Origin of the sequence: Paenibacillus sp. GCM10023252 (genome assembly GCF_042653305.1) — a bacterium.
Taxonomy (GTDB): Bacteria; Bacillota; Bacilli; order Paenibacillales; family Paenibacillaceae; genus Pristimantibacillus.
In genome coordinates this window covers 269,007-293,033 of sequence record NZ_JBHSHW010000029.1, presented here as the reverse complement: position 1 = coordinate 293,033, position 24,027 = coordinate 269,007, and the positions used below count along the sequence as shown (strand labels likewise).

The following is a 24,027-nucleotide window of genomic DNA, read 5'->3' as shown; positions in this document are numbered from 1 at the left end:
CCGGCCAAAATCATACAATCAAGTATAGGCAAAGCGAAGCTTTTTTACAAATAGGAAGATGGAAAGAGGGATCGCGAGTGGATAACGAACAGTATGCGAATGGATTATATAAGGAAGATAGTCAGCTGGAAATGGTGAAAAAAGGCATTCAGGCAGAGGGGATGCCGGAAATCTCAATCTCGCCCGGCTACGGAAGGCTGCTGACGATGCTCGTGCAAATGTCTGGAAGCAAGGCGGCGCTGGAGATTGGAGCATTGGGCGGATACAGCGGCATATGCATTGCGAGAGGCCTTAGCGAGGGCGGCATGCTCACATCTCTGGAGCTGGAGCAGAAGTACGCGGACGTGGCGGGGAGACATCTGCAGGAAGCGGGGCTAGGCGGCAAGGTGCAATACCGAGTCGGAGATGCGAAGGCTACTCTGGCTGCTCTGGCTGAGGAAGGGCATCGCTATGACTTCTTCTTCATTGATGCGGATAAGGAAGGGTATCCGGTCTATCTGGACTGGGCGCTGAAGCTGGCGGAACCCGGTGCCATTATTGTGGGGGACAACGTGCTGCTGCGGGGCAGGGTAACGAATGAGGAGAAGCAGGGGCCGTCGGTGGCGGCGATGCGCGAGTTCAACAAGCGGATTGCAGAGGACGAGCGGCTGACGAGTACGGTGCTTCCAGGGTACGACGGGCTGGCTATAGCGGTCGTGAACGGCAGGTGATGATGCGGGCTTGAGCTCCTACAGATGCTGTCAGCGTCCAGAGCTGGCGGCATGTGTGGAATATAGGCTGGGTATGAGGTTCAACCTCATACCCAGCCTATATCTAATTAGAGGGCGATTCTCTCCGAAGGAGCGATTGTCTCACCCATATCGCATTGACCGCCATCAGTCCGCCAGACAGCAGGAACAGACCGCTGATGCCGATCCAGCCTGATAGCGCGGCTCCCGTAATCGGTCCAACCATATTGCCTAAGCTGAGGGTCGAGCTGTTGAAGCTGTAAGCGCGGCTCTCCATACCGTCTGGGGTATACTTGCGGATTAACGCATTGACCGATGGAATTAATCCTCCGAGGAAGATGCCAAGCAGGAACCTTGAGAGCAGCAGCTGCCAGACGGTGCTTGCCATCGCTTGCGGAATGAAGGAGACAGCAGAGCCAAGGAGCGCGACTGCGAGTATCCGCTCGGCACCGATTCGATCACTGAGCCGGCCTAGAAGGGGCGACGCGACCATGTTCGACATGCCCGTTACCGAACCGACGAAGCCAGCCCAGAAGGCCAAGTTGGCCGTCGTGCCATGCAGCTCCTGCACATGGAGCGGGATGAGCGTCATGGGGCTCAGCATGGCGAATTGGATGAGGAACGTGACGGCGAACAAGGAGGTCAGCTGCGGAATCGTAATCAGCTTACGGAAGCCGGCGATGACCGATACTTGCGGTCGAGCAGCTGCTTGTGCACGGTCGAACCGTTCCTTCACGATGAACAGCGCTAGCAGAGATGCCGTGAAGAGCAGGCTTCCGGTTAGGTAGAAGATTGGACGATAGCCCATCACATCGGCCAGCAGTCCGCCCATGAGCGGACCGAGGATCGTGCCGGCCAGCCCGCCGGACTGCAGGCTTCCCATCGCGAAGCCCATCCGATCCTTCGGCGTAGTGGCTGATACGAGCGAGACCGCCGCCGGATTGAACCCCGAGATGGTCCCATTCAGCATACGCAGCGCGAGCAGATGCCATGGCTCAGTAGCGAAGCCCATCATCACCATGACGATCGCCATTCCGAAGCCGGAGCGCAGCAGCATCAGCTTGCGTCCATAGCGGTCAGACAGCTTGCCCCACAGCGGCTGGAATAAGAATGAAGTGACGAAGTTGCCGGCAAAAATAAACCCCGCCCACAAAGCAATCTCATGCTTGTCGGTGAGGCCCAGATTAAACTGCAAATAGAGCGAGAGAAAGGGGATAATCATGGTCATCCCCGCCATGACGAGAAATTGACCAAACCATAAGACGACTAGATTCTTTTTCCACTGTTCCATAAAAATAAGTATAGCATACGAATAACGGGCTTCCTAACCTGCTGTCTTGCGTGGGAGAAGCAGGGGCAGGATAGCAGCCATCATCAGCCATAGCAACAAAGCAGCGAAGAGAACAGCAATTACCTTCGTGCCGGTAATCATGATGGTCAGGAGGCTGGATGCCTCGCTGCTAGTCATATGAACAGCTATGCCATCCATCTGGTTATAAGCATGCATGAGGACTTGCGCGCGATACAGCGTAGCTGGCTTGATGAGGATACTCGTCATGGAAGATGGCTGATATCGCGTATAGACGGTCTCGTCATCCGTATGGTTAAGCTTAGGAAGAATTCCAGTGACGATATAAGCAGACTCCGCACCTTCCAGCTCATCGCCAATCTGCAGCTTCAATCGCGCCGCTGCCGCTGCGCCAATAATGACTTCACCTGCTTGCTCATAGAGGCGTCCCTTGTTCAGCTCCAGCTCGCCGTAACGGGCAGAGAAGTAATCCGGGTTCACGCCGACAATGGGCACATCCTCGTAACGGTCAAGCGTGGATACCGCGTAAGCAGACTCTACCCCGTCCTCTTGTGCAAGGGCATGCAGGACGTCCTCCGTCCAGGGTTCGTGCTGGGAGGACCCTTCCTCTGGCAGAATCTGCAAGGTGAACGGGCCATAGGAGTCATCTTGCCGGAGCATCACGCTCTCCTTGCTGAGCAAGAGGAGGAGGAGCATCGCTAGAATAATCGAAGTCGCTAAGAGGAAGCGGCTTAGAAGGACCGGCTTCCTAGGGTAATAAGAGGTAAGGTACATGGGGGTGCCTCCCTGCTGAATACGAATCGTGAATCCATGACTTCACTATAATGCGGCAGCTTCAACGCGGCGTTAAGCCGGTAATAAGATCATGTAAATCTCGAGAGAGCACCGAGTGACCGCTTCATCCTCTCTCCCCCTGAAGTCCCGATTGTCATACTATTGTCATAGGAAGCGCTGCTGCGGCTGTTGTTAGAGGTGGTGAAAACGGGCATAATGGAAACGTAGGAAAAACTAGAGAAATGGGGAACGGCGATGAGTTATAATGACCGTTTCATCCGGGCATGCCGCAGCGAACTCGTGGACCGCGTGCCTGTATGGTACATGCGTCAAGCGGGACGTTACGATCCCGAATACCGTAAGATTAAGGAGAAGTATTCCTTGCTTGAAATATGCAAGCAGCCGGAGCTCGCAGCCGAGGTTACGATGATGCCTATTCGCAAGCTAGGCGTAGATGCCGCTATCTTATATTCCGATATTATGAATCCGGTCGCTTCGATCGGAATTGAATTCGATATTGTACCGAATATTGGACCAGTCATCGACAACCCGATTCGCTCTGCCGAGGATGTGGCCAGGCTGAAGCCAATCGATGTGGAGGGCCATCTCGGCCATGTGCTGGAGACGATCCGCATCCTGGATCGCGAGCTTGAGGTACCGCTCATTACATTCGCAGGAGCTCCGTTCACCATCGCGAGCTATCTCATTGAAGGCCGCCCTTCAAGAAACTACTTGAAGACGAAGGCGCTTATGTACAGTGATCCTAAGACTTGGCAGCTCCTCATGGACAAGCTGGGGGATATGGTCATCACTTACCTCCGGGCGCATATGGCGGCAGGCGGCAAGGCATTCCAGCTGTTCGACAGCTGGGTTGGCGCACTGACGGCTGAAGACTTCAGGCAATATGTGCTGCCTACGATCGAGCGGATCTTCGCTGAGCTGAGTGACTTGCCTCAGCCTAAGATCTACTTCCCCGGAGTAAGCTCGGGCGAGCTCCTTCCAGAGCTGAGAGCACTGCAAGCCGACGTGATCGGCCTGGACTGGAGAGTCTCTATACCAGAAGGCCGTCGCAGATTAGGAGGCAAGTTCGCCGTTCAGGGCAATCTGGATCCCGTCGTGCTTACCGCACCATCCGAAGTGATTGAATCCTATGCCCGTCGTGTGATTGACGGGGGCATGGAGGAGCCTGGGTTTATTTTCAACCTGGGTCATGGCCTGTTCCCGGAAGCTTCACTGGATAAGCTGCGTGAACTGACCGCCTATGTGCATGCGTATTCCGAGCAAGCGATCGCGAAGCGGACCCGGAAGGAGACCAGTCATGTCTAGAATCGGCGTACTTGTTATGTCCTATGGCACACCTCAGAGTCTGGATGATATTGAGGCTTACTACACGCACATTCGCCGCGGCAACGCGCCGACTCCTGAGATGCTTGCAGATCTGAAGGGGCGCTACGAGGCGATCGTAGGTGGAGTGTTCCCGCTAAGAGCGAATACAGATGGTCAGGTTGCCAGCCTTCAGGATAAGCTTGAGCAGCTGGCGCCAGGACAGTATGTATGCTATCAAGGGCTGAAGCATGCTGTCCCATATATTGAAGATGGCGTCCAGCAGATGGCTGCAGATGGCATTGTCGAGGCAGTTGGCATTGTACTAGCACCACATTATTCTACGATGAGTGTCGGAACCTATATCAAGCGTGCACAAGCGCAGGCCGAAGAGCTGGGCATCCGCATGTCATTCGTAGAGCAATACCATCTTCACCCTAAGCTGCTTCAGGCGCTTGCTGAGCGCGTCAAGGACGGACTGGAGAGGCTCGCAGTCTCCTCCGGCGGGGCGGAGCCTGTGAAGGTACTGTTCAGCGCTCACAGCTTGCCGGTTCGGATTCGAGAGGTTAATGATCCGTATGAGGAGCAGTTGCTGGCGACTTCACGTGAAGTAGCTGCCCAGGCTGGTGTTGCCGACTGGCAGTTCACGTGGCAGAGTGCGGGCCGTACGAGAGAGCCTTGGCTGGGGCCGGACATTCTGGAGACGCTGCAAGAGCTTAATGAAGAGGGGGTCAAGGGTGTCCTCGTCGCACCGGTCGGGTTCGTGTCCGATCATCTGGAGGTGCTGTACGATCTGGATCTGGAGGCGAAGTCGGCTGCAGCGAAGCTTGGAATGACGCTTGAGCGTATTGCGATGCTCAATCGTGATCCGCTATACATGGAGACGCTGGCTGAGTCTATTATAGAAGCGAAGAGAGACCTGTAACACCGCTGGCAATAGCAGCGGCCTATAGATAGAGAGGATGACAATCATGATGCGGAGAGTCGGAATGTCTGATCGAATTGTCGTTATCGGCGGAGGGATCAGCGGGCTGAGCTCCGCTTTTTATGTGCAGCGGGAAGCGGAGCGCCAAGGCAGACAGGTGGAGATTACGATTGTGGAAGCCTCCCCTGCACTTGGCGGCAAGATCAATACGCTGCAGCGGGAAGGCTTCGTTATCGAGAAGGGACCGGATTCCTTCCTCGCGAGGAAGCTTCCCATCATTGAGCTGGCGAAGGAGCTCGGGCTTGAGGGCGAACTGACGGCCACGAATCCGAGTGCGAAGAAGACCTATATTATGAAGGGGGGCAAGCTTCATCCGATGCCACCTGGTCTCGTGCTGGGCATTCCTACGGAGATCGCTCCCTTCGCGAGGACGGGTCTCATGACGTGGCGAGGCAAGCTGCGTGCACTGGCTGATCTCGTCATACCTGCCAGCCGGGAGGACGGGGATGAATCGCTTGGCGGCTTCCTCGCACGCAGAGTGGGACGTCAAGTCGTTGAACGCGTGGCTGAGCCCCTGCTGGCGGGCATCTACGCAGGCAATCTGTACAAGCTTAGCCTGAATGCGACCTTCCCTCAGTTCAAGCAGGCGGAGCGCAAGTACGGGAGCCTCATTCGAGGCATGCAGATGAGCCGCAAGGCAGCGGCGGTTAACAATAGCCTTCCAGCTGCAGCGAAGGGCGGAACCTTCCTGACCTTCCGCAGAGGACTGTCCTCGCTCGTCCAGCGTCTTGAAGACGCGTTGAGCGGGGCTGATCGACGGGTTGGCGTGAAGGTGACGGACATTGTGAAGCGGAAGGTTGAAGCAGGCACAGGAGCCCGAGCAGGGGAGGGCACTGGATTCGAATTCGAATCAGGAGTCGGAGCTGGTGGTGATGAGGGACATACTGCTGGAGTAGGAGCGGGAGCGGAAGGAGCCTCAGTGGCTTCGAGGTACGAGGTTGTGCTTAGCAGCGGGGAGAGATTGCCGGCAGACGGCATCATCCTCACTGCCCCGGCCTACGATGCGGCGGAGCTGCTGGAGCCGTTGATGGAAGTTCCTGAGCTGCGTGCGGTGGAATATGTGTCCGTGGCCAACGTCGTGATGGCCTTCGACAAGAGCACCCTCGGCGTTGACTTCGACGGCTCAGGCTTCCTCGTTCCCCGCTCGGAAGGGCTTCATATTACGGCATGTACATGGACTTCGAGCAAGTGGCTGCATTCGAGCCCTGATGATAAGGTATTGCTCCGATTCTATGTCGGGCGTGCTGGGGATGAGGCGTCAGTGTCTCTGCCGGATGAAGAATTGATTCGCGCAGTGAGACAGGACATGTTGACGACGATGGGGATTACAGCGGAGCCGATCTTCACCGAGATTACACGACTCATGAAGTCCATGCCGCAATATCCGGTTGGACATGTCGATCATATTGCACATCTGCGGGCTCGTATGGAGCAGGAGATTCCAGGCATCTATGTGACAGGCGCTGCCTATGGCGGAGTCGGTCTGCCGGATTGCATCAGACAGGGCAAGGAAGCAGCAGCGGCGGTATTAAAATCTCTTCATTGACTTCTCTTATCGGGACAATGCTTGGTATAATGGAAAAGACTCACAATTCTATTATCAGCTAATAAAGGAGCCTCATCATGCCCTTATCCCGATCCGAGTCGCATCAGCATGAAAAACGCAAACGGCAACAAAAGATGAAAAAACTGGTTATCCTTAATCTGACCTTGTTCACAAGTCTGCTCCTGATTGCGGCCATATGGCTGTGGACGGGGCAGGACCGTGCGGACCGGACTGGCCCAGCTGGTGACAGCGGACAAACGGCGCATACCGATGAGCCGAAGCAGACGACAGATCCAGATGCTGCGCCTCCTAATGTGGATGGTGACGAGAAGACAGAGACAGGTGAAGAAGCACCTGAAGAGCAGCCTTCGGGAACGCCGCCTCCCACTCCTTCGGACGAAGGGACCTCTGACGGCTCCACCGGGCCTAGTGCGGCAGGCGACGGCAATTCAGGGGGAGATGGAGCTGGTGGAGGCGAGAAGGTTAACCTTGCCTTCGTAGGAGACCTGCTGCTGGCCTCATCGGTGGCCAAGCAGATGGAACTGAAGGGGTACGATTATCCTTATGCCGAATCGCTCTTGTATCTGAGCGAGCCGGACATTACCGCAGGCAACCTGGAATTCCCGGTTACGAGCCGAGGAACTCCAGCTGAGAACAAGCAATATGTGTTCAAGGGTGCTCCGGAAGCTCTTCCTGCCTTGAAGGAGTCGGGGTTCGATGTACTCAGCCTGGCGAATAATCATACGATGGATCAAGGCGTAGAAGGACTACTCGATACGATACAGCACCTGAATAAGGCGAAGCTGTCGCATATGGGAGCAGGACGCAATGATCAGGAGGCGTTCTCTCCTGTCATCAAGGAAGCCGGCGGCGTTAAGGTCGCTTACATCGGGCTTAGCAAGGTAGTGCCTACTGTAGAGTGGAAGGCAGATAAGAATAAGCCGGGCGTCGCAGAGACGTATAATACGACTCGAGCGATTGCAGCAATTAAGCGAGCTTCGGAGCAAGCGGACGTCGTTGTGGTGATGGTGCATTGGGGCAGGGAGAATGCAGATCAGCCTGAACCCTACCAGAGGGACTTCGCCAGACAATACATTGATGCCGGTGCAGACCTCGTCATCGGCAGCCATCCGCATGTGCTTCAAGGCTTCGAGACGTACAAGGGCAAGTGGATCGCATACAGCTTAGGTAACTTCATCTTCAGTGTAACCCCGAAGGGGCGGTCCGGAGAGACCGGCGTCCTCGATGCGAGCTGTTCGAAGGATGGGCAATGCCAGCTGCAATTCCATCCGATGCAGGGGGCCGGAGCGCAGCCGAGGCCGATGGAAGCGGCCGCGGCGAAGGCGCTGCTCACAAGGCTTAGCTCCATCTCCTTCGGCGTCACCTTGAAGAATGACGGTACTCTTGTAACGAAGTAAGCCGGAGGGAGTGCAGGCATGAGGAATCCGTGTGTAGCCCACAGGGGCTGGTCAGGCCGTGCGCCAGAGAATACACTGGCAGCTATTCGGCTGGCGATGAGCGAACCGGATCTGTACTGGATCGAGATTGATGTTCAGCTGTCCAAGGATGGAGTTCCCGTCGTCATCCATGATTATAACTTGAAGCGAACGACTAACGGCCGCGGCGAAGTGAAGGATTGGACGGCAGCGGAGCTTGCGTCGCTGGATGCGGGAGGGTGGTTCTCTTCTTTTTTCAAGGGGGAACATATTCCTACACTGGAAGAGGTGCTGCAGGCAACCTGCGGCCGGTGCCGCCTCAACATTGAATTGAAGACGGACGGCATTCGCTACCCGGCTATTGAGAATCGCGTGCTGGAGCTCATCTACGCTTATAAGCTGGAGCATGATGCCGTCATTACCTCCTTCCACAGCGGGACTCTTCACAAGGTCAGAGCGTTGACGCAAGACGTTCGGACGGGTCTAATCCTTGACGCTTGGCGGCCAAGTCTGCCGCAGGAGCTGAAGGCGATGGGTGCTTCCTTCCTCTCGATCGGTTATTCCCGGTTGAATAGAGAGAGGATGCAGTTGCTGCGGCAAGCGGATATTCAGGTGATGGCTTGGACACTTAATGATGCCCGGACGATCAGCAAGGTTGCAGGGCTGGATTCGGAGCTGATGATCTGCACGAATTATCCGGACCGCTGGCGTGATGCGGTGCTGAAGCTAGTCTAACCCGCTCTGATTAGATGAACAACTGTAGGAGGCGCGAGTGTTGGAATGGTCGAATGTGTACGGGTCGGAATTATTAATAGGGATTATTGGGAGCGGCTTAATAGCCGCTCTTGCTCTGCGTAAGGGAGCCTTGTCCAGGTCCGGCGCCTGGTCAGCTGTGCTGATGGGGACGGGCTATTATGTCCTGGGCGGACCGATCTGGTACGGGGCGCTTCTTGCCTTCTTCATCTCCTCTACGATGTGGTCGAGATGGAAGAAGCATCACCGAGCGAAGCGGACGGCAGAAGCCCATTATGAGAAGACAAGCCGCCGCGATGCCGGTCAGGTATGGGCGAACGGCGGAGCGGGCCTTGCCCTGTGCGCCGCACATGCCGTATGGCCTGATTCCGGCTGGGTATATGCATTCGCCGGCGTCATGGCCTCCGTCTGCGCCGACACCTGGGCGACGGAGATCGGCGCCCTGAGCAAGAGCATGCCCCGCTCGGTGCTGACCGCCCAGCGCGTCGCCCCTGGCACGAGCGGCGGTGTCACGCCGCTCGGAACCCTCGCTGCGCTCGCCGGCGCCGCCTTCATCGGCACCGTCTGCGCGCTGCTCGCGCTCCTGCAGCCGGCTCCCGCCGCTGCAGTCGCTGCAGCTGCCCCGGCGGCGCTCCTCCTCGCCGCCTCGGCCGCAGGCCTGGCCGGCGCCTTCGCAGATTCCCTGCTCGGCGCAAGCGGCCAGGCCATGTACCGCTGCCGCCTCTGCGGCAGCGATACGGAGCGCGCCGTCCATTGCGGCGCCGCTGCCGAGCGTATACGCGGCTTCGCCTGGCTGAACAATGACAGGGTGAACCTCCTGTCCTCGCTGGCCGCTGGCTTGCTGGGCTGGGCCATTGGGACATTAGTTGCATAGTAATTGGCCTACCTTTTTCCTTCCTTCCTCAATAGTCACAACGAACAAAAAACCGCCTCTCGGCGGTTTTTGTCTACTTATATGATCAACCTATTCTAACAGTCGTTGAAGCTGAAGCCCTCCACCATCAAGCCGCTGCTACTTCGTCAGCTCTTCCATCTGGCCAATGAGATCCTCGAACACGCTCATCGCTTGCTCGATCGGCTCTGGACTGGACATATCCACGCCGGCCTTCTTCAGGATGTTGATGGAGAAGTCGCTGCCGCCGCTCTTCAGGAAGCCGAGATAGCGGTCAACGGCGGGTGCGCCTTCTTCCAGAATCTGCTTGGAGAAGGACGTTGCAGCGGAGAAGCCCGTTGCATACTTGTAGACGTAGAAGGAGTTGTAGAAGTGGGGAATTCGAGCCCATTCCATCTCGATATCCTGATCCACAACCATGTCCTTACCGTAATAGAGCACGTTCAGATCATAGTAGATCTTGCTGAGCTCCTGCGGCGTCAAGGAATCGCCCTCCTCCGCACGCTCGTGAATAATCTTCTCGAATTCGGCGAACATCGTCTGCCGGAATACGGTTGTGCGGAATTGGTCCGCGTAGTAAGTGAGCAGGTACATCTTCTCCTTAGGATCTGTAGACTTGCCAAGCAAGTGATCCATGAGCAGCGCTTCATTAAGCGTGGATGCTACCTCCGCCAAGAAGATGGTATACTGCGCATCGCGGTAATTCTGATTCGTATCCGAGTAATAGGAATGAAGCGCATGGCCCATCTCGTGGGTCAGCGTGAACATACTGTTGAGGTTGTCATTATGGTTCAGCAGTACATAGGGATGCGTGCCGTAAGCTCCCCAGCTATAGGCGCCGCTTCGCTTGCCTTCATTCTCATAGACGTCAATCCATCCTCCGTCGAACCCTTCCTGCAGCACCGTCAGATAATCCTCGCCCAGCGGCTTCAAGCTCTCCTTAACCGTCTCCTTCGCTTGCTCGAACGTAATGTCCATCTTGAACTCATCCACGAGTGGTGCGAACAGGTCATACATATGCAGCTCGTCAACGCCCAGCAGCTTCTTGCGAAGATTCATATAGCGATGCATGAGCGGAAGATGCTTGTGAATCGTATCGACCAGATTCGTATAGACGTCCTTGGATATGTTGTCGCCATACAGCGACATCTCCAGGGTTGAAGGGTATTTCCGAGCCCGCGCGTAGAAAATATTCTTAGTCACGTTCGCGCTGAGCGTCGACGCGAGCGTATTCTTAAGCTTGCCATACGTATCGTACATCGCCTTGAAGCCTGCCTGCCGCACCTCGCGATTCTTGCTCTCAAGAAATTGTATGTACCGGCCATGAGTCAGCTCGACCTCTTCGCCATCCTCGTTCTTCACCTTCGGGAACTTCAGATCGGCATTGTTCAGCATATTGAAGATCGTGCCTGGAGCAGAGGATACATTGCCGACGCCGGCAAGCAGAGCTTCTTCGTTCTTAGAGAGAATATGGGCCTTCTGACGGCGCATCTCCTCGAGCGTATGCTTGAACTTCTTCAGGTCGGGTTGCTCGATCATCTTCGCCAGCTCATCATCCGATAGACTCAGCACCTCTGGTGTAATGAAGGAGAGAGCTTCGCCTGTCTCTACGCTAAGCTTCTTCGACTTCTCGGACAATGCCTGATACTTGGGCTCAGCTGTATCTTCATGATGCTTCATGTTGGCATAGACATAGAGCCTCTCTACCTTGAGGGATACTTCATCCTCAAGCTCGAAGCACGCTTGAAGCTGTTGTGGAGAGGTGAGCTTGCCTTGGAAGGCTGCGAACTTCTTCAGGCCGTCCTTCGCTTCCGCATACTCCTGCTCCCAAGCTTGCGCATCCACGAATAAGTCCTCTAATCTCCAACGGTTCTCTTCTGCAGTCTCGGAACGCTTCGGCACGTGATTCATCGAATTCCTCCTTGGTATGGTAAGAGATGATTGAACACTTCCGCTTCCATGAACGGGGGGGCTCGCAGCTTGTGGAGGAGCTGCGGCGCCTGGAATGAGGCTAACAGCTAGCAGCAGGGACAGCCATTTCATTGATCGGACTCACTCGCCTCTCGCGCATTTTGTCCTATAGTATGTCCCTGCTTTCGAGCTTTATAGCTATTTTCCCATATTATAGAAGCTGAATACAATTAAGAAGAAAGCAAATGCAATAAAAGCGATTGAAACGATCGCCATTCCGCGGCGCAAGCCGGGGGCAATGGAGTCACGCTTCATGATGAGTACAGCCCCGAGAGAGAAGGCGGCAATAATGAAAATAAGAGTAGCGGACAAATCCATCGTTAGGGTGAAGCCTCCTGTCATTAACTGTGCGGGGTGCTTAGACGATATGTTCGCCGTCCAAGCTGGAAGTTCCTTCTATCCCATTACACTTCCTTGAACGCGCTTATAATGGCACTTCGCTCATCTTCACGTCCGGCATAATCGGCGGCGCGGAATCGCTGCTCAGCCCAGTGCAGCATCTCAGGGCGGCTGACGAAGGTGTGGCATTCTTCTCCCCATTGGTCCGAGATCTCGCGAACGATGAGCGTCTTGCCTTGCACTTCAACCGTAAGCATGTTGTATTTATCGGTTTTGTATATTTCGTGTTTTTTGAACATAGAGGATGTCCACCTTTCCTGGTTCATTCTTAGCTATCATAGCCAATTATCCAGGTGGAAATCAATCCTAACCCATGTTACGATGGGAATATCATCCTTAGTTAGGGATGTGTGGCTATTATTGCTCTCAGATGAGCAGAGCTGAGCAGAGTTAAGAAGAGATGAGATGAGGAGAGTGTTCCAGATGAGCCAGTACTATGAGCAGGCAGGCGTAGCCATGACATGCAGAGGATTCGAGGAGTACAGGCGGATGTTCGACTTAACGGAGGAGCTGCTGACAGCAGGGGAGACCCTCGACATCGCAGCAGGAGCGTCGTCCTTCACTGCTGAAGGAAGCGCGAGAGGTTATCGGATATCGGCAGTTGATCCGAGGTATGGGAATACATTGGATAATCTGATCTCAGAAGCATCCCAAGAGATTGAAGCATCGACCGCCAAGCTTGAGACGCTGCAGAGCCGGTTCGACTGGAGTTATTATGGGGATCTCACGAAGCATCGGCAAGGACGAATGCATTCACTGTGTCTATTCGAGCAGCATCGGCGCCAAGAGGGACTTACGTCCACTTATTATGAAGGCTCGCTTGCCCATCGAGCCTTCCTTTTATACCTGGATCATCAAGTTTATTACAGATAAGGGTATGAATTGCAATTGCTCGGCCATACGTTTATAATAGCTTTACTCGCCGTTCGAACGGCGGTCATTTATAGGAGGTAGTTGGTTTGAGAGGTACAGTGAAGTGGTTCAACGCAGAGAAGGGCTATGGATTCATCCAAGCCGAGAACAATGAGGATGTATTCGTACATTTCTCTGCCATCCAAGGAGACGGGTTCAAGTCACTGGATGAAGGGCAAGCGGTAGAGTTCGATATTACTGAAGGTAACCGCGGTGCGCAGGCGGCTAACGTCATTAAGTTATAAGAACGAGAGCTTATAATAGACAGAGCTAGCACAAGACAGGGGCTGCCCGCTGGTCGCAAGACCAGCTGGGCAGCCCCTGTTCGATTGTCACGACCCTCGCAGCACCTGGACATCTGCAGGGAGGATGCGCTCCCCTTCATACAGCATGAAGCGTCCGTTCTGCCACTCAATTCGCAGATGCTTCTTGTCATCGGATTGGTATTGCCATACCATCTGTTCGCCGCCTTGCATGAACGGAGTTCTGCCTGAGGCGGTCATCATGCCTGAATAATGTTCCTCCAGCAGATAGATCTTGCCGTCCAGCTCCATGGTTGTCGGCACCTCAGTGGGCGAGTCAAGCCTGCCGTCAATCGGAGTATAGAGCATATAGAGGGTTGCCTCCCGTTCCTCTATATGGAGATATCTGATGGCAGTACCGTCTTGCAGCGTGAGGGTGACGGCATTGCGACTATAATTGTGCGTTCGGCCTGTCACTCCGTAAGTGACGAGGGACACCTCGCATACATCTCCTGATCCGAGCGATAGTATGCTGCGTTCTGGCCTTGGAGTCTCTTCCTTCGACATTAAGCTTCTTATTCTGCTTAGCAAGCTCATAAGCCCTTATTTCTTCTCATACTGCTTCATGAGAGCAGCTAATTCATCTTCTACTGCTGCATCCTTGTGAAGAAGTGCGAATTCCTCATCCAGTGATTTGCCTTTGACTGACATTTCATTCGACGCTTCAGCCTGTGCTTCCATCTGCAGCATTTTTTCTTCCATACGTTTAAGACCAGCCGAGGCAGTGTCTGATCCGAATCCGGCCATCGCCTTGTTGATCTCGTGCTGCGCCTTAGCCGCGCTGTATCTGGCGACGAGCGTCTCGCGCTTGCTCTTCATCTCGCTTAGCTGCTTGCGCATTTCCTCCAGCTTATAGCGAAGTCCATCTGCCAACTCCTTGTTCTGATCGAAGGAGGTTTTGAACTCTGCTGCTTTCTGTTCAGCGGATTTCTTCTCCTCTAGGGCGCGTCGAGCAAGATCGATATTTTGCGCAGATGCGGCAAGATGAGCCTGTTCGGTACGCTTCAGGGCTAGTGCGGCTTGCTCTTCATAGAGCTGCTTGAACTTCTTCTCAAGGGCAATCTGTGCGGCAACTGCCTTCTCAGCGTCGGACAGATCCTCCTGCATGTCACGGATATACTGATCGGTCAGCTTAATTGGATCCTCGGCTTTTTCTATAAGTGAGTAGAGGTTGGACAGAGTTAGATCGCGCATTCGTTTGAATATCGACATCAATGGTTCCTCCCGGTTCAACTGTGATTTGCAATCGTACTCCTAGTACGCAACGGGCTCTGGTCAGTTCCACTTTATTTCCATATCGGAATGAACGCTTTGACCTGAACGGCTTACGGGTGATAGACTGTTGGTTGATAACTACACCTGAGGGAGCGGGTTCGTGTGAAATTCAAATTGTTCAAAGACCGGAAAGGCAAGGCCGATCAGGCTAAAAATAATAAGTTCGTCAAGCTTGCGCGTGAAATCTACGTACAAGCCCGTAAGGGCGGACCTAACCCGGATTCCAACTTCGGGCTCAAAAACGCGATCGCCGATGCAAGAGCAGAGCAGATGCCCAGCGATAATATCGAACGGGCGATCAAAAAAGCAACGGGCGGCGGAGATGAAGTCGAGTACGAGGAAATTATGTACGAAGGGTACGGCCCAGGGGGCGTTGCTATTATGGTGCGCTGCTTGACCGATAATCGGAACCGTACCGCGGCTGATGTTCGTTCCGCCTTCAACAAGCGCGGCGGCAACATGGGCGAATCCGGCTGTGTATCCTATATGTTCGACCATAAGGGGCTTCTCGTCGTGGATCGAGAGAAGCATGAGGTAGACGAGGACACGATGCTGATGCAGGCTCTGGAAGCGGGAGCGGAAGATATTATCGTGAACGAAGAGAGCTATGAGATTTTGACCGGTCCATACGAGTATGAGAAGGTGAAGAATGCGCTGGAAGCCGATGGCTTCGACTTCGTTACAGCCGGAGTGAGATGGCTGCCGCAGACGATTGTGCGGGTTGAAGGCGAGAACGCCGACAAGCTGCTTAAGATGATGGACGCGTTCGAGGATAATGACGATGTTCAGGACGTATACAGCAACTTCGAGATGAATGAAGAATAATTGTCATATAAGATTTTCTGCTTGCGGTAGCGGGGGTTCTGAAGTCATTCAGACCCTCGGCTATCGCTTTTTTTGCATACTAGTATCAACGTCATCTTACCCTAATCTTCTGCGATCCGACAGGTGCTTCAGCATGAATCCGATGCAAGCAAGCAGAGCAAGAGCTGCTGCTGTCCCGAAGAACGCGCGTTGGCCGAAGTGCTCGTAGATAGCCCCTCCCATCGTGCCGCTGATCAGTCCCGCAAGCCCAGACCAGACAATCGCATAGACGGCTTGTCCGGATGCCCGATATTCGTCAGGAATGATCTGAGAGATATAGCGCAGAGCGGTAGAGAAGTAGATGCCGAATGTAACGCTGTGCATGATCTGTGAGGCTGCAACCCAGAGAGGGTCAGACAGCACGCTGATGAGAAGGAAGCGAATCACATATAGCATGCTGGCCAGCATGAGGAGGGGGAGCTCCTTGAACTTATGCCCATACTTGCCGAGCAGGAACAGGATCGGAATCTCGCTGACGGCTGACAGGAGCAAGGCAAGGCCGACTAATGAGCTGCTGGCGCCCATCCCTCTAAGGGTGACGGCAATGAAGCCGTCATACATACGATGTGCTACCGAGATGATGAGGATCAAGGTGAAGAAGGTCACGACCTCTCGCTGCCGAAGCAGCTTGTAGAGGCCGGAGAAGTCCATCTTGCGGAGGGTTCCCTGATAATCCTTCAGCAGCAAGGATAGGCATAGGGTGACTGCAATCGTGGCGAGTGCAACCGCTAGCGTCCACTGCGAGCCAGCTTCCCCCAGCACATAGCCGATCATGAGGGCAGAGACGGCGAATCCGAGCGAACCATATATTCGAATGAGTGCGTATGGCCGCCCAGTATGCTTGCTGGATAGCAGAATGAGGCTGTCGCTGAGCGGAGTTACTGGTGTCTGAAAAAAATAAAAACCGATCATCAGCAGGCTGACGGTGCTGAACAGCTCGGCTTGCGTCAGTAAGCCAATCATAACAAGCTGACCGGCTAGTATGAGGGTCAGGAGGAGCTTGATCGTCTGATATCGATCGCTAATCACTCCCATTAGCAGGTTGGCAAAAATAGAGATAAACGGTCCCGAAGAATAAATCCATCCGATCTGCTGCTTCGTATACCCTTGATCAAGAAAGTATAGAGGGATATATGTGATAATAACCGCAGTCGTCGAATAAGCGGCAAAGCTGAAGGCTCTTAACGCAAGCGTCTCCTTGGCTGCTTCGGCCTGCCGCTCCGTTGTCCAATCATGATTCGTACTCATTGCTGTCTACTCACTCCAGGATGGTTAGATTAAGGTATTGTAAAAAAATTATACCACGATTGATGGCCATGCAGATGGTGAACCGCTTACAGCGGCATAGTTGGAATTGCAGACTGGATTATTGCGGGTTGAAATGATACATTTATGTGTGGAGGTTAGCTATGGCATCATATCATTTTGCATGGAATGAACGGCTTCGTATATCGATTCCTGTCCTTGATTCCGAGTGGGACCGTTATAGTATGGCTGACCGGCAGAACATTATTGAACAGTGGGAGTCTATTCGAGGCACCATCCCGAATCATGTGATGGCCTTCGAGCGCATCATTAACTTGAAGCTGGCGGAGTTAAGCGAGGAAGATAACTTCGAGAGATCCTGTCTCATTAATGCAGAGATAGCCGAATACGCGAGCCGTATTAACGACCTACATATCTGGTATAGGATGAACCAAGAGGTAGAATCGCGGCTTCATGCCTAATCCAATTCCTTATAGTGAAGTAGCCTGTGTCTAGGAGGGCCCCAACATGAGAAGATCAACCATATTCAGCTCCCGGGTGCCCCAAGGCCCAATTAAGCTCATGCACCGCGTATACAAGTATGTCCTGCCTGAAGTGAATCGAGAGTTAGCTGCGCTTCGGGAGCGGGCAGAGAGCATTCCTGATGATGAGCTTCGCACCCAAGCGCTTAGCAGTATGGACACCAAGAAGTTCCATTGCCAGGGAGGCGGCATCTACGCTGCTGCGAATCTGAGCCAGAGGCATCTGCTTATTCCATTAATCGTTGCGCTGCAGACCATTAGCGATTACTTGGACAATCTATGCGATCGCAGCACCTCGCTCGATCCGAATGACTTCCGGCTGCTTCATCAGTCTATGCTCGATGCCGTTGATCCAGATGCTCCTGTTCGGAATTATTACGAGCATCGTAAGGAAGAGGATGATGGGGGATATCTGCATCATCTGGTGAAGACTTGTCAGTACAATGTCAGGCAGCTGCCTTCATACGCGCGCGTTCAGAGCTATGTCTCTGAGCTGGTCGGATTGTACGGAGATCTTCAAGTGTACAAGCACATTCGGCATGATCTGCGAGAGCCGCAGCTGCTGGCCTGGTGGGATACCCATCGATTGAAGTATCCGCAGCTGGAATGGAATGAATTCGCTGCAGCGACAGGCTCCACACTCGGCATGTTCATGCTGTTCCTTGCTGCAAGCGAAGAGGGATTAACGGATGAAGATGCCTCGGCTATTCAGCGGGCGTACTTCCCGCATGTGTGCGGATTGCATATTTTGCTTGATTACCTCATCGATCAGGAAGAGGATGTCGCAGGAGGAGATCTGAACTTCTGCAACTACTATGATAATCAGAGCCTGCTTACCGAGCGTCTTGGGACGATTGTAACGAGAGCTAGAGAAGATGTATCCCTGTTGCCCGCGTCACGTTTCCACCGATTAATAATAGAGGGCTTGCTTGCTCTGTATTTATCGGATCCGAAGGTGAGCGGCCAAACTGAGGTTAAGGATGTATCCAGACGCCTAATGAAGAACAGTCCGATGACACGTCTATTTTTTCTCATGAACTCGATATGGATACGCAAGCAGCAGGCCTAGATTGATATATTTAACATTTGGAGGAATTACACATGTCTGCAGTTCGATCAATCGCTGTATTAACCAGCGGAGGAGATTCACAAGGAATGAATGCGGCGGTACGCGCCGTCGTTCGGAGCGCGATTTTCCACGGGATTGAGGTATATGGGGTTCAGAGAGGCTATCAAGGGCTTCTTAATGATGACATTAGACCGATGGATCTGCGCAGTGTAGGAGATATTATTCAGCGCGGAGGAACGATTCTTCAGACCGCCAGATGCAAGGAGTTCATGACGCCTGAAGGTCAGCAGCGCGGGGCAGATATTCTGCGAGCGCGTGGTATTGACGGACTTGTCGTCATCGGCGGGGACGGCTCCTATCAAGGCGCCAACAAGCTGTGCAAGCTCGGAATTAAGACGATGGGCTTGCCGGGAACGATTGACAACGATATTCCGTTCACAGATCTTACGATTGGCTTCGACACGGCGGTGAGCATCGTTGTGGATGCGATTAACAAGATCCGCGACACGATGAGCTCGCATGAGCGTTCATCCGTTGTAGAGGTAATGGGGCGCCACTGCGGGGATATTGCCTTGTATGCGGGACTTGCCAGCGGTGCAGAGACGATCCTCGTGCCGGAGGTTCCATACGACCTGGATGAGGTCTCTTCCCGGATGACAGCTAACTTCGCCAAGGGCAAGCGCCATAGTATTATCGTGGTAGCTGAAGGTGCAGCGAAGGGGCATGATGTCGCGGAGGCTATTACGGAAGGCTGCGGTCTTGAGCCGCGGGTAACGGTGCTTGGCCATATTCAGCGAGGCGGTACACCGACTGCTGTAGATCGAATCCTTGCTAGCAAGCTCGGAGATTATGCAGTACGTCAGTTAATTGCCGGCGATTCAGGCAAGGCATGCGGCATCGTGAAGGGTGAGCTGATTACGACGGATATCGACTTAGTCGTCAATACGAAGAAGCCATTCAACATGGAGATGTACGATCTCGCTCTTCGTCTGTCCCAATAGGCAGGGCAAGGTAACGGAATATCATGGGCAGCCTTATGACCTAATCCCTTAGCATAGGGGCGGGTGTAGGGCACTATGATCATTAGGGGGTATTCAGCATGTTCTTGTACAAGATTGAGATTGAACTGCCCGACAAGATGGCTTACTTGATTCTGCTGGCTGAGAATGATGAGAGAGCATTCGGGGCTGTGGAATCCCATATTACTCGTCACTTCCTGAAGCAGCCGGACGTGAAGTCGTGTGCGATTGTGGAGAAGAAGCGGACGGAGTCCGGGTCGGGTTATATAATAGAAGGCTTGTAAGGAGAGAAGGGCTCCCCAGTATCGCGCCTGAAGCGCTGACAGATGCTGAGGAGCCCTTGTTGTTATCGATGCTGCTAACGATAATTAACGCCTGCTGTATACTTGTTACCCGCATTCCAGAGCAGGAACTCGTTAATCCCGGTATCTGCCAATGCTTGTATCTGAGCGTCGACCTGCGCCTTCGTATACTTCGTATAGTGTCCGGTTCCGAGCCAGCTGGCCGTGAAGTCTTGAATCCATGGGCGAATGATCGGCTTCGTCTCCCCGATCGGGTCTAGCTTCTTATGTGTGTCGACCATGGCGCCCTTAATCGTCTCATATGGACTTAGGTCTGGATTCTGCTGATCGAACCATCCGGTGCTGTAGTGGCTGGGGTAGACCATCGGAGAGATAACATGCACCTCCTCTGAGATCTTAGTGAAGTCCTGGCCGATTCCTTCGGCAGCCGGCACAGAAGCCGCATAGCCGAATATGTCGACGGACACGCGAACGCCAAGCGGCTCAAGCTGCTCCCTTGCATACTTCACGAATGCTGCAACGGTATCTACACGAGATAACTCCGTCTTATCGAATACGAGTGCGTCGGCCTTCTTCTCGAATCCTTCCGGGAATCTAACGTAGTCGAATTGAATCTCCTTGAAGCCAAGCTTAGCGGCTTCCTTGGCGATTGCGACATTGTATTCCCATACTTCCTTCCGATACGGATTCACGAAGCCCTCGCCCTTACCGTTCTTCCACAGTGTTCCGTCCTTGTAGCGGAAGGATAGGTCAGGCTGCTTGCGGGCGAGCACAGAATCCTTGAATACGACGACCCTGGCAATTGGGTATACCCGATGCTGGGACAAGGTTGTCATTAGACTTCCGATATCTCTAATGTACTTCTGCGGGGTTCCTAGGCCAAGCAGCTCAGGTGTCTTGGTTGGATACGTAATATAACCATTATCATCCTTGATATCAATGACCATACTGTTCAGCGCGGTGTTATCCAGCAGCCCGAGCAAGCTCTTCATTCGTTCCCCGCCGGCACTGTGAGCCGTCACATAGACGCCCTTGATCGGAGGTGTAGCCGGCTGTGGATCTGCCTTCTTGCCCGGTTCTCCAGCCGGCGCAGGCTGTGCTGGGCCGAATACGCCCAGATCGGATGATACAATGGCCTTGCCTGCAGAAGCGTTCAGGTAGGCTGCTCCAAGCTGCTTAGCGGAGATGCTCTCTTCCCCGTTGCCCGTCATGAGATTGTACAGTAACATAAGCGTTGCCAAGATGATGTCCATTGTGCACTCTCCCGTCCCCTCATCTATATGAATTATAATGCACAATAGGCATCGACAACAGTAGGTATTTCTTCGTGATTTAATTGGTAATATAACAAAAAAGCCCGCTGAGACAGGCTCAGACAGGCTTGCAGGTATTTATAACTTCCCGTAGTCATTGGAGCAAAGCTTCTTTCTGATGCTGGCAAATGCTGTGTTGTACGATTTCCATCGCATCTTCTGGTTCCAATAGAGCAAGTCCATCCCTTAATACGATATTGATGCTCAGCTCGTGTTCAGTAAGGAAGGAGATCAGCTCTGGAGCAAGCCTTTCCACTATCAATGACAATTTGACCGTTTCGATATCCATTGGAGCATCCACCCTCTCATCGTAATGTTCAGGGTAAAGCATATGGCATGAAACTTGAGTAACGGGATGCGTATAGTATAGCAGGAATATATTGAAAAACATAGGGCAGTAAGCGGAGCAGGGTAATGTCCTTAGAAGAAGAAGCTAGGTCTCTCTGCGCTTCGCAAAGTCACCCATTACGCCAACGGTCTCAACCAGATTGACGAAGGCCTTGGCATCAATCGATGCAACGGTCTTGCGCAGATCAGCCAGCTCATACTTCGTCCTGACAGTCATGAGCATATCCCGATCAGCCGCAGAGTAAGCGCCGCGAGTCTTGATCACGGTAATACCTCGAGGGTGCTTAAGGAGCGCGCTCAGCATCTCTTCGGTCTTGGTCGTCACGATGAAGGCGGTAATCTTCACATGACGGACATGGATGACGTCGACAACCTTGCCTGCTGCGAAGATAGAAGCGAGGGAATACAAGGCGAGATCGGCGTTGCGCGTGAAGGCGACGAGGATGGCAATGACAAGGCCGTTCAGGATGAAGATCATCATCCCGACAGGCAGGTCGCGTCTGCGCGTAAGGATGGAGGCTATGATGTCGAATCCTCCGGATGATCCGCCATACCGCAGGGCGAGGCCGCTTCCGAAGCCTAACAGTATTCCTCCGAAAACAGCGCCGAGCCATAGATCAACGACTAGCTCCATCACTGGAATGACTTGCATGAATAGGGTGGACGCTGCGACTGAATAGAGGCTCCACAGAATGAACCGCTTGCCCACCGTAAGCCAGCCCCAGATTAAGACGGGTACATTGAGTGCAAAATAGAGCAGTCCGATATTACCGCCAAATATATAACCGACCATCATGGCGATTCCGGATACACCGCCGCTGAGCACTTGATGAGGAACTAAGAAAAAATTGAAACCTGCAGCTACTAGCAAAGCGCCTGCGGTCATCGCAATGCCAATCATGAATGGACGGAATATCGTCATCGGAATCAGTCCTTTTTCCGGGGCTCCTGTACCCTGATAGTATGGCTGTTTGGTCATAGCTGGTATTCGTGTTCGCATTTGTGCTATAATGGTTAGGATATTTTTTAAAAAGTAGGCTGCAGATAAAAAGGAGTTTGAGAAAGTTTGAAAACATTTGCTGAATTTGGCTTGGAGCCTAAAGTGCTTCAGGCAATTACGGAGCTTGGATTCGAGGAATCAACCCCAATCCAGGACAAATCTATCCCATTCGCTATGATGGGAAGAGATCTTATCGGTCAAGCTCAGACTGGTACAGGTAAGACTGCCGCATTCGGAATTCCATTGATTAATAAAATTCCGACCACCGAGGACCGCATCGTTGCTCTAATCATGACGCCAACTCGTGAGCTTGCCATTCAAGTGGCAGATGAGATCGGAAAGTTAACTCGATACAAAGGTCTTCGTTCGCTGCCAATCTATGGCGGACAAGAGATCGGCCGTCAGATCCGTGCACTTAAGAAGAAGCCCCAGATCATTATCGGAACACCAGGACGACTGCTAGACCATATTAACCGCAAGACGATTCGTCTTGAGGATGTACAGACGGTTATTCTTGATGAAGCTGATGAGATGCTTGACATGGGCTTCATGGAGGACATCCAGTCCATCCTAAAGCAAGTTCCTGATGAGCGTCAGACGCTGTTGTTCTCAGCCACAATGCCTGCGAACATCAAGAGACTTGCCCAACAGTTCCTGAAGGATCCAGAGCATGTATCCGTCATTCCAAGCAAGGTTACAGCGCCAACGATTGCTCAAGCTTACATCGAAGTGCATGAGCGCCAGAAGTTCGAAGCGCTAAGCCGCTTGCTTGATATGGAATCACCAGAGCTTGCTATCATCTTCGGCCGTACGAAGCGCCGGGTTGATGAACTGAGTGAGGCACTGCAGAAGCGTGGATACTCTGCTGACGGCCTGCATGGCGATCTGTCGCAGAATCAGCGTGATAACGTCATGCGCAAGTTCCGTGACGGCAGCATCGATGTCCTCGTAGCTACTGACGTTGCTGCTCGCGGACTTGATGTATCTGGCGTTACACACGTTCTTAACTTCGACCTACCGCAAGATCCTGAGAGCTATGTTCACCGGATTGGCCGTACCGGCCGTGCAGGGAAGGAAGGAACAGCATGGTCATTCGTAACTCCTAGAGAGACAGATCATCTGCACTTCATTGAGAAGATTACAGGACAGAAGATCAACCGCAAGCCGCTTCCAAGCATTGCAGAAGCGATTGAAGGCAAGCAGCGCATTACAGCTGAACGTATTCTGGAAGTCGTACAGAATGATGACTTCTCCCAATACAAGGCTATTGCAATTCAATTGCTGGAGCAGTATGATTCCGTTCATCTGATGGCATCTGCAATCAAGCTGCTTACCGGCGGCGAGAAGAATGCAGCGAACATCGAACTTACTCCTGAAGAGCCATTGCGTGCTAAGAAGCGCAAGCCGGACATTCGTTCGAGCGGCCGTCGTTACACGGGTTCAGGCGGTTCTTCAAGCGGCGGCGGTTATCGCGGCGGCAGCGGCAGCAGCGGCGGTGGATACCGTGGCGGCAGCTCCAGCGGCGGCGGCTATCGCGGTAGGGATGACAAGCGTACAGGCGGCAGCTACGGTAGCCGTGACGGCGGCGGAAGCAGAGGCCCTAGCCGCGGTCCGAGCAGCAGCAACAGCAGCGATCGTCGTCCGAACGATTTCGTGAATAACTAAGGAACAGAACATAACCGGGGAAGTCCGTTTTGCCTTACGGGCAACCGGCTTCACC

General features: G+C 53.4%; 26 protein-coding genes. 15 read left to right on the top strand and 11 right to left on the bottom strand.

Annotated features, from left to right (window positions below; genetic code table 11):
- Positions 1-77 precede the first annotated feature (77 nt).
- A complete protein-coding gene (locus ACFO9Q_RS17680) occupies positions 78-710 on the top strand; it encodes an O-methyltransferase (protein ID WP_379184461.1) in 633 nt (210 codons plus the stop codon).
- A gap of 103 nt (positions 711-813) precedes the next feature.
- Here ACFO9Q_RS17680 and ACFO9Q_RS17675 read toward each other — a convergent pair whose 3' ends face one another.
- Both ACFO9Q_RS17675 and ACFO9Q_RS17670 read right to left on the bottom strand, forming a co-directional pair.
- Positions 814-2,019, bottom strand: a complete 1,206-nt coding sequence (locus ACFO9Q_RS17675) for an MFS transporter (protein ID WP_379184459.1) — start codon at positions 2,017-2,019, stop codon at positions 814-816.
- Positions 2,020-2,052: 33 nt separating this feature from the next.
- The gene (locus ACFO9Q_RS17670) at positions 2,053-2,811 is read right to left on the bottom strand and encodes an ABC transporter permease (RefSeq protein WP_379184457.1); all 759 of its coding nucleotides are present in this window, start codon (positions 2,809-2,811) and stop codon (positions 2,053-2,055) included.
- A gap of 255 nt (positions 2,812-3,066) precedes the next feature.
- On the opposite strand from ACFO9Q_RS17670, the gene hemE reads away from it, so the two are divergent.
- The 6 genes from hemE (at position 3,067) to ACFO9Q_RS17640 (ending at position 9,728) form a co-directional block, all read left to right on the top strand.
- The gene (gene hemE, locus ACFO9Q_RS17665; protein WP_379184455.1) at positions 3,067-4,137 is read left to right on the top strand and encodes a uroporphyrinogen decarboxylase; all 1,071 of its coding nucleotides are present in this window, start codon (positions 3,067-3,069) and stop codon (positions 4,135-4,137) included.
- Complete coding sequence (gene hemH / locus ACFO9Q_RS17660) at positions 4,130-5,059, top strand: ferrochelatase (protein WP_379184453.1); 930 nt, start codon at positions 4,130-4,132, stop codon at positions 5,057-5,059. Before hemE ends, hemH begins: the two co-directional genes overlap by 8 nt.
- A 46-nt stretch (positions 5,060-5,105) precedes the next feature.
- Positions 5,106-6,665 (top strand): protoporphyrinogen oxidase, encoded by a 1,560-nt coding sequence (gene hemG / locus ACFO9Q_RS17655; protein ID WP_379184451.1) that lies wholly within the window; start codon positions 5,106-5,108, stop codon positions 6,663-6,665.
- A 134-nt stretch (positions 6,666-6,799) separates the two neighbouring features.
- Positions 6,800-8,083, top strand: a complete 1,284-nt coding sequence (locus tag ACFO9Q_RS17650) for a CapA family protein (protein ID WP_379184449.1) — start codon at positions 6,800-6,802, stop codon at positions 8,081-8,083.
- A gap of 18 nt (positions 8,084-8,101) precedes the next feature.
- A complete protein-coding gene (locus tag ACFO9Q_RS17645; RefSeq protein ID WP_379184447.1) occupies positions 8,102-8,836 on the top strand; it encodes a glycerophosphodiester phosphodiesterase in 735 nt (244 codons plus the stop codon).
- 40 nt (positions 8,837-8,876) lie between these two features.
- Positions 8,877-9,728: a DUF92 domain-containing protein gene (locus ACFO9Q_RS17640; RefSeq protein WP_379184445.1), complete on the top strand. Its 852-nt coding sequence runs from the start codon at positions 8,877-8,879 to the stop codon at positions 9,726-9,728.
- A 138-nt stretch (positions 9,729-9,866) separates the two neighbouring features.
- Here the strand turns inward: ACFO9Q_RS17640 and pepF are convergent, their stop codons facing one another.
- The 3 genes from pepF to ACFO9Q_RS17625 all read right to left on the bottom strand — a co-directional run bounded on the left by pepF (position 9,867) and on the right by ACFO9Q_RS17625 (position 12,355).
- Positions 9,867-11,657, bottom strand: coding sequence for an oligoendopeptidase F (pepF, locus tag ACFO9Q_RS17635; RefSeq protein ID WP_379184443.1), 1,791 nt, complete (start codon positions 11,655-11,657; stop codon positions 9,867-9,869).
- Between the two features lie 198 nt (positions 11,658-11,855).
- Positions 11,856-12,035: a hypothetical protein gene (locus ACFO9Q_RS17630; protein WP_379184441.1), complete on the bottom strand. Its 180-nt coding sequence runs from the start codon at positions 12,033-12,035 to the stop codon at positions 11,856-11,858.
- Between the two features lie 86 nt (positions 12,036-12,121).
- Positions 12,122-12,355 (bottom strand): hypothetical protein, encoded by a 234-nt coding sequence (locus ACFO9Q_RS17625; RefSeq protein WP_379184439.1) that lies wholly within the window; start codon positions 12,353-12,355, stop codon positions 12,122-12,124.
- 184 nt (positions 12,356-12,539) lie between these two features.
- Here ACFO9Q_RS17625 and ACFO9Q_RS17620 point away from each other — a divergent pair, with 184 nt between their 5' ends.
- On the top strand, positions 12,540-12,989 hold the full coding sequence (locus ACFO9Q_RS17620) for a hypothetical protein (RefSeq protein WP_379184437.1): 450 nt from the start codon (positions 12,540-12,542) through the stop codon (positions 12,987-12,989).
- Positions 12,990-13,075: 86 nt separating this feature from the next.
- The gene (locus tag ACFO9Q_RS17615) at positions 13,076-13,273 is read left to right on the top strand and encodes a cold shock domain-containing protein (protein ID WP_379184436.1); all 198 of its coding nucleotides are present in this window, start codon (positions 13,076-13,078) and stop codon (positions 13,271-13,273) included.
- Positions 13,274-13,360: 87 nt separating this feature from the next.
- On the opposite strand, the gene ACFO9Q_RS17610 is transcribed toward ACFO9Q_RS17615, so the two are convergent.
- Positions 13,361-13,867: a DUF4178 domain-containing protein gene (locus tag ACFO9Q_RS17610; RefSeq protein ID WP_379184435.1), complete on the bottom strand. Its 507-nt coding sequence runs from the start codon at positions 13,865-13,867 to the stop codon at positions 13,361-13,363.
- A 6-nt stretch (positions 13,868-13,873) separates the two neighbouring features.
- Positions 13,874-14,542, bottom strand: coding sequence for a PspA/IM30 family protein (locus tag ACFO9Q_RS17605; RefSeq protein ID WP_379184434.1), 669 nt, complete (start codon positions 14,540-14,542; stop codon positions 13,874-13,876).
- A gap of 165 nt (positions 14,543-14,707) precedes the next feature.
- Between ACFO9Q_RS17605 and ACFO9Q_RS17600 the strand changes: the two genes are divergently transcribed.
- The gene (locus ACFO9Q_RS17600; protein ID WP_379184432.1) at positions 14,708-15,430 is read left to right on the top strand and encodes a YebC/PmpR family DNA-binding transcriptional regulator; all 723 of its coding nucleotides are present in this window, start codon (positions 14,708-14,710) and stop codon (positions 15,428-15,430) included.
- 96 nt (positions 15,431-15,526) lie between these two features.
- On the opposite strand, the gene ACFO9Q_RS17595 is transcribed toward ACFO9Q_RS17600, so the two are convergent.
- The gene (locus tag ACFO9Q_RS17595; protein ID WP_379184430.1) at positions 15,527-16,717 is read right to left on the bottom strand and encodes an MFS transporter; all 1,191 of its coding nucleotides are present in this window, start codon (positions 16,715-16,717) and stop codon (positions 15,527-15,529) included.
- A 161-nt stretch (positions 16,718-16,878) separates the two neighbouring features.
- Here ACFO9Q_RS17595 and ACFO9Q_RS17590 point away from each other — a divergent pair, with 161 nt between their 5' ends.
- From ACFO9Q_RS17590 to ACFO9Q_RS17575, 4 genes are all read left to right on the top strand, one after another.
- A complete protein-coding gene (locus ACFO9Q_RS17590; protein ID WP_379184428.1) occupies positions 16,879-17,196 on the top strand; it encodes a hypothetical protein in 318 nt (105 codons plus the stop codon).
- Between the two features lie 46 nt (positions 17,197-17,242).
- The gene (locus tag ACFO9Q_RS17585; protein WP_379184426.1) at positions 17,243-18,325 is read left to right on the top strand and encodes a tetraprenyl-beta-curcumene synthase family protein; all 1,083 of its coding nucleotides are present in this window, start codon (positions 17,243-17,245) and stop codon (positions 18,323-18,325) included.
- Positions 18,326-18,357: 32 nt separating this feature from the next.
- Positions 18,358-19,326, top strand: a complete 969-nt coding sequence (pfkA, locus tag ACFO9Q_RS17580; RefSeq protein WP_379184424.1) for a 6-phosphofructokinase — start codon at positions 18,358-18,360, stop codon at positions 19,324-19,326.
- Positions 19,327-19,424: 98 nt separating this feature from the next.
- Entirely contained in the window at positions 19,425-19,628 is a 204-nt protein-coding gene (locus ACFO9Q_RS17575; protein ID WP_379184422.1) for a DUF3906 family protein, read from the top strand.
- 74 nt (positions 19,629-19,702) lie between these two features.
- Here the strand turns inward: ACFO9Q_RS17575 and ACFO9Q_RS17570 are convergent, their stop codons facing one another.
- From ACFO9Q_RS17570 to ACFO9Q_RS17560, 3 genes are all read right to left on the bottom strand, one after another.
- Complete coding sequence (locus ACFO9Q_RS17570) at positions 19,703-20,899, bottom strand: putative glycoside hydrolase (RefSeq protein ID WP_379184420.1); 1,197 nt, start codon at positions 20,897-20,899, stop codon at positions 19,703-19,705.
- Between the two features lie 154 nt (positions 20,900-21,053).
- Positions 21,054-21,248, bottom strand: coding sequence for a hypothetical protein (locus ACFO9Q_RS17565; protein WP_379184418.1), 195 nt, complete (start codon positions 21,246-21,248; stop codon positions 21,054-21,056).
- A 144-nt stretch (positions 21,249-21,392) separates the two neighbouring features.
- Entirely contained in the window at positions 21,393-22,208 is an 816-nt protein-coding gene (locus ACFO9Q_RS17560; protein ID WP_379184610.1) for a YitT family protein, read from the bottom strand.
- 165 nt (positions 22,209-22,373) lie between these two features.
- On the opposite strand from ACFO9Q_RS17560, the gene ACFO9Q_RS17555 reads away from it, so the two are divergent.
- Positions 22,374-23,972, top strand: a complete 1,599-nt coding sequence (locus ACFO9Q_RS17555) for a DEAD/DEAH box helicase (RefSeq protein WP_379184416.1) — start codon at positions 22,374-22,376, stop codon at positions 23,970-23,972.
- The last annotated feature ends 55 nt before the right edge of the window (positions 23,973-24,027 follow it).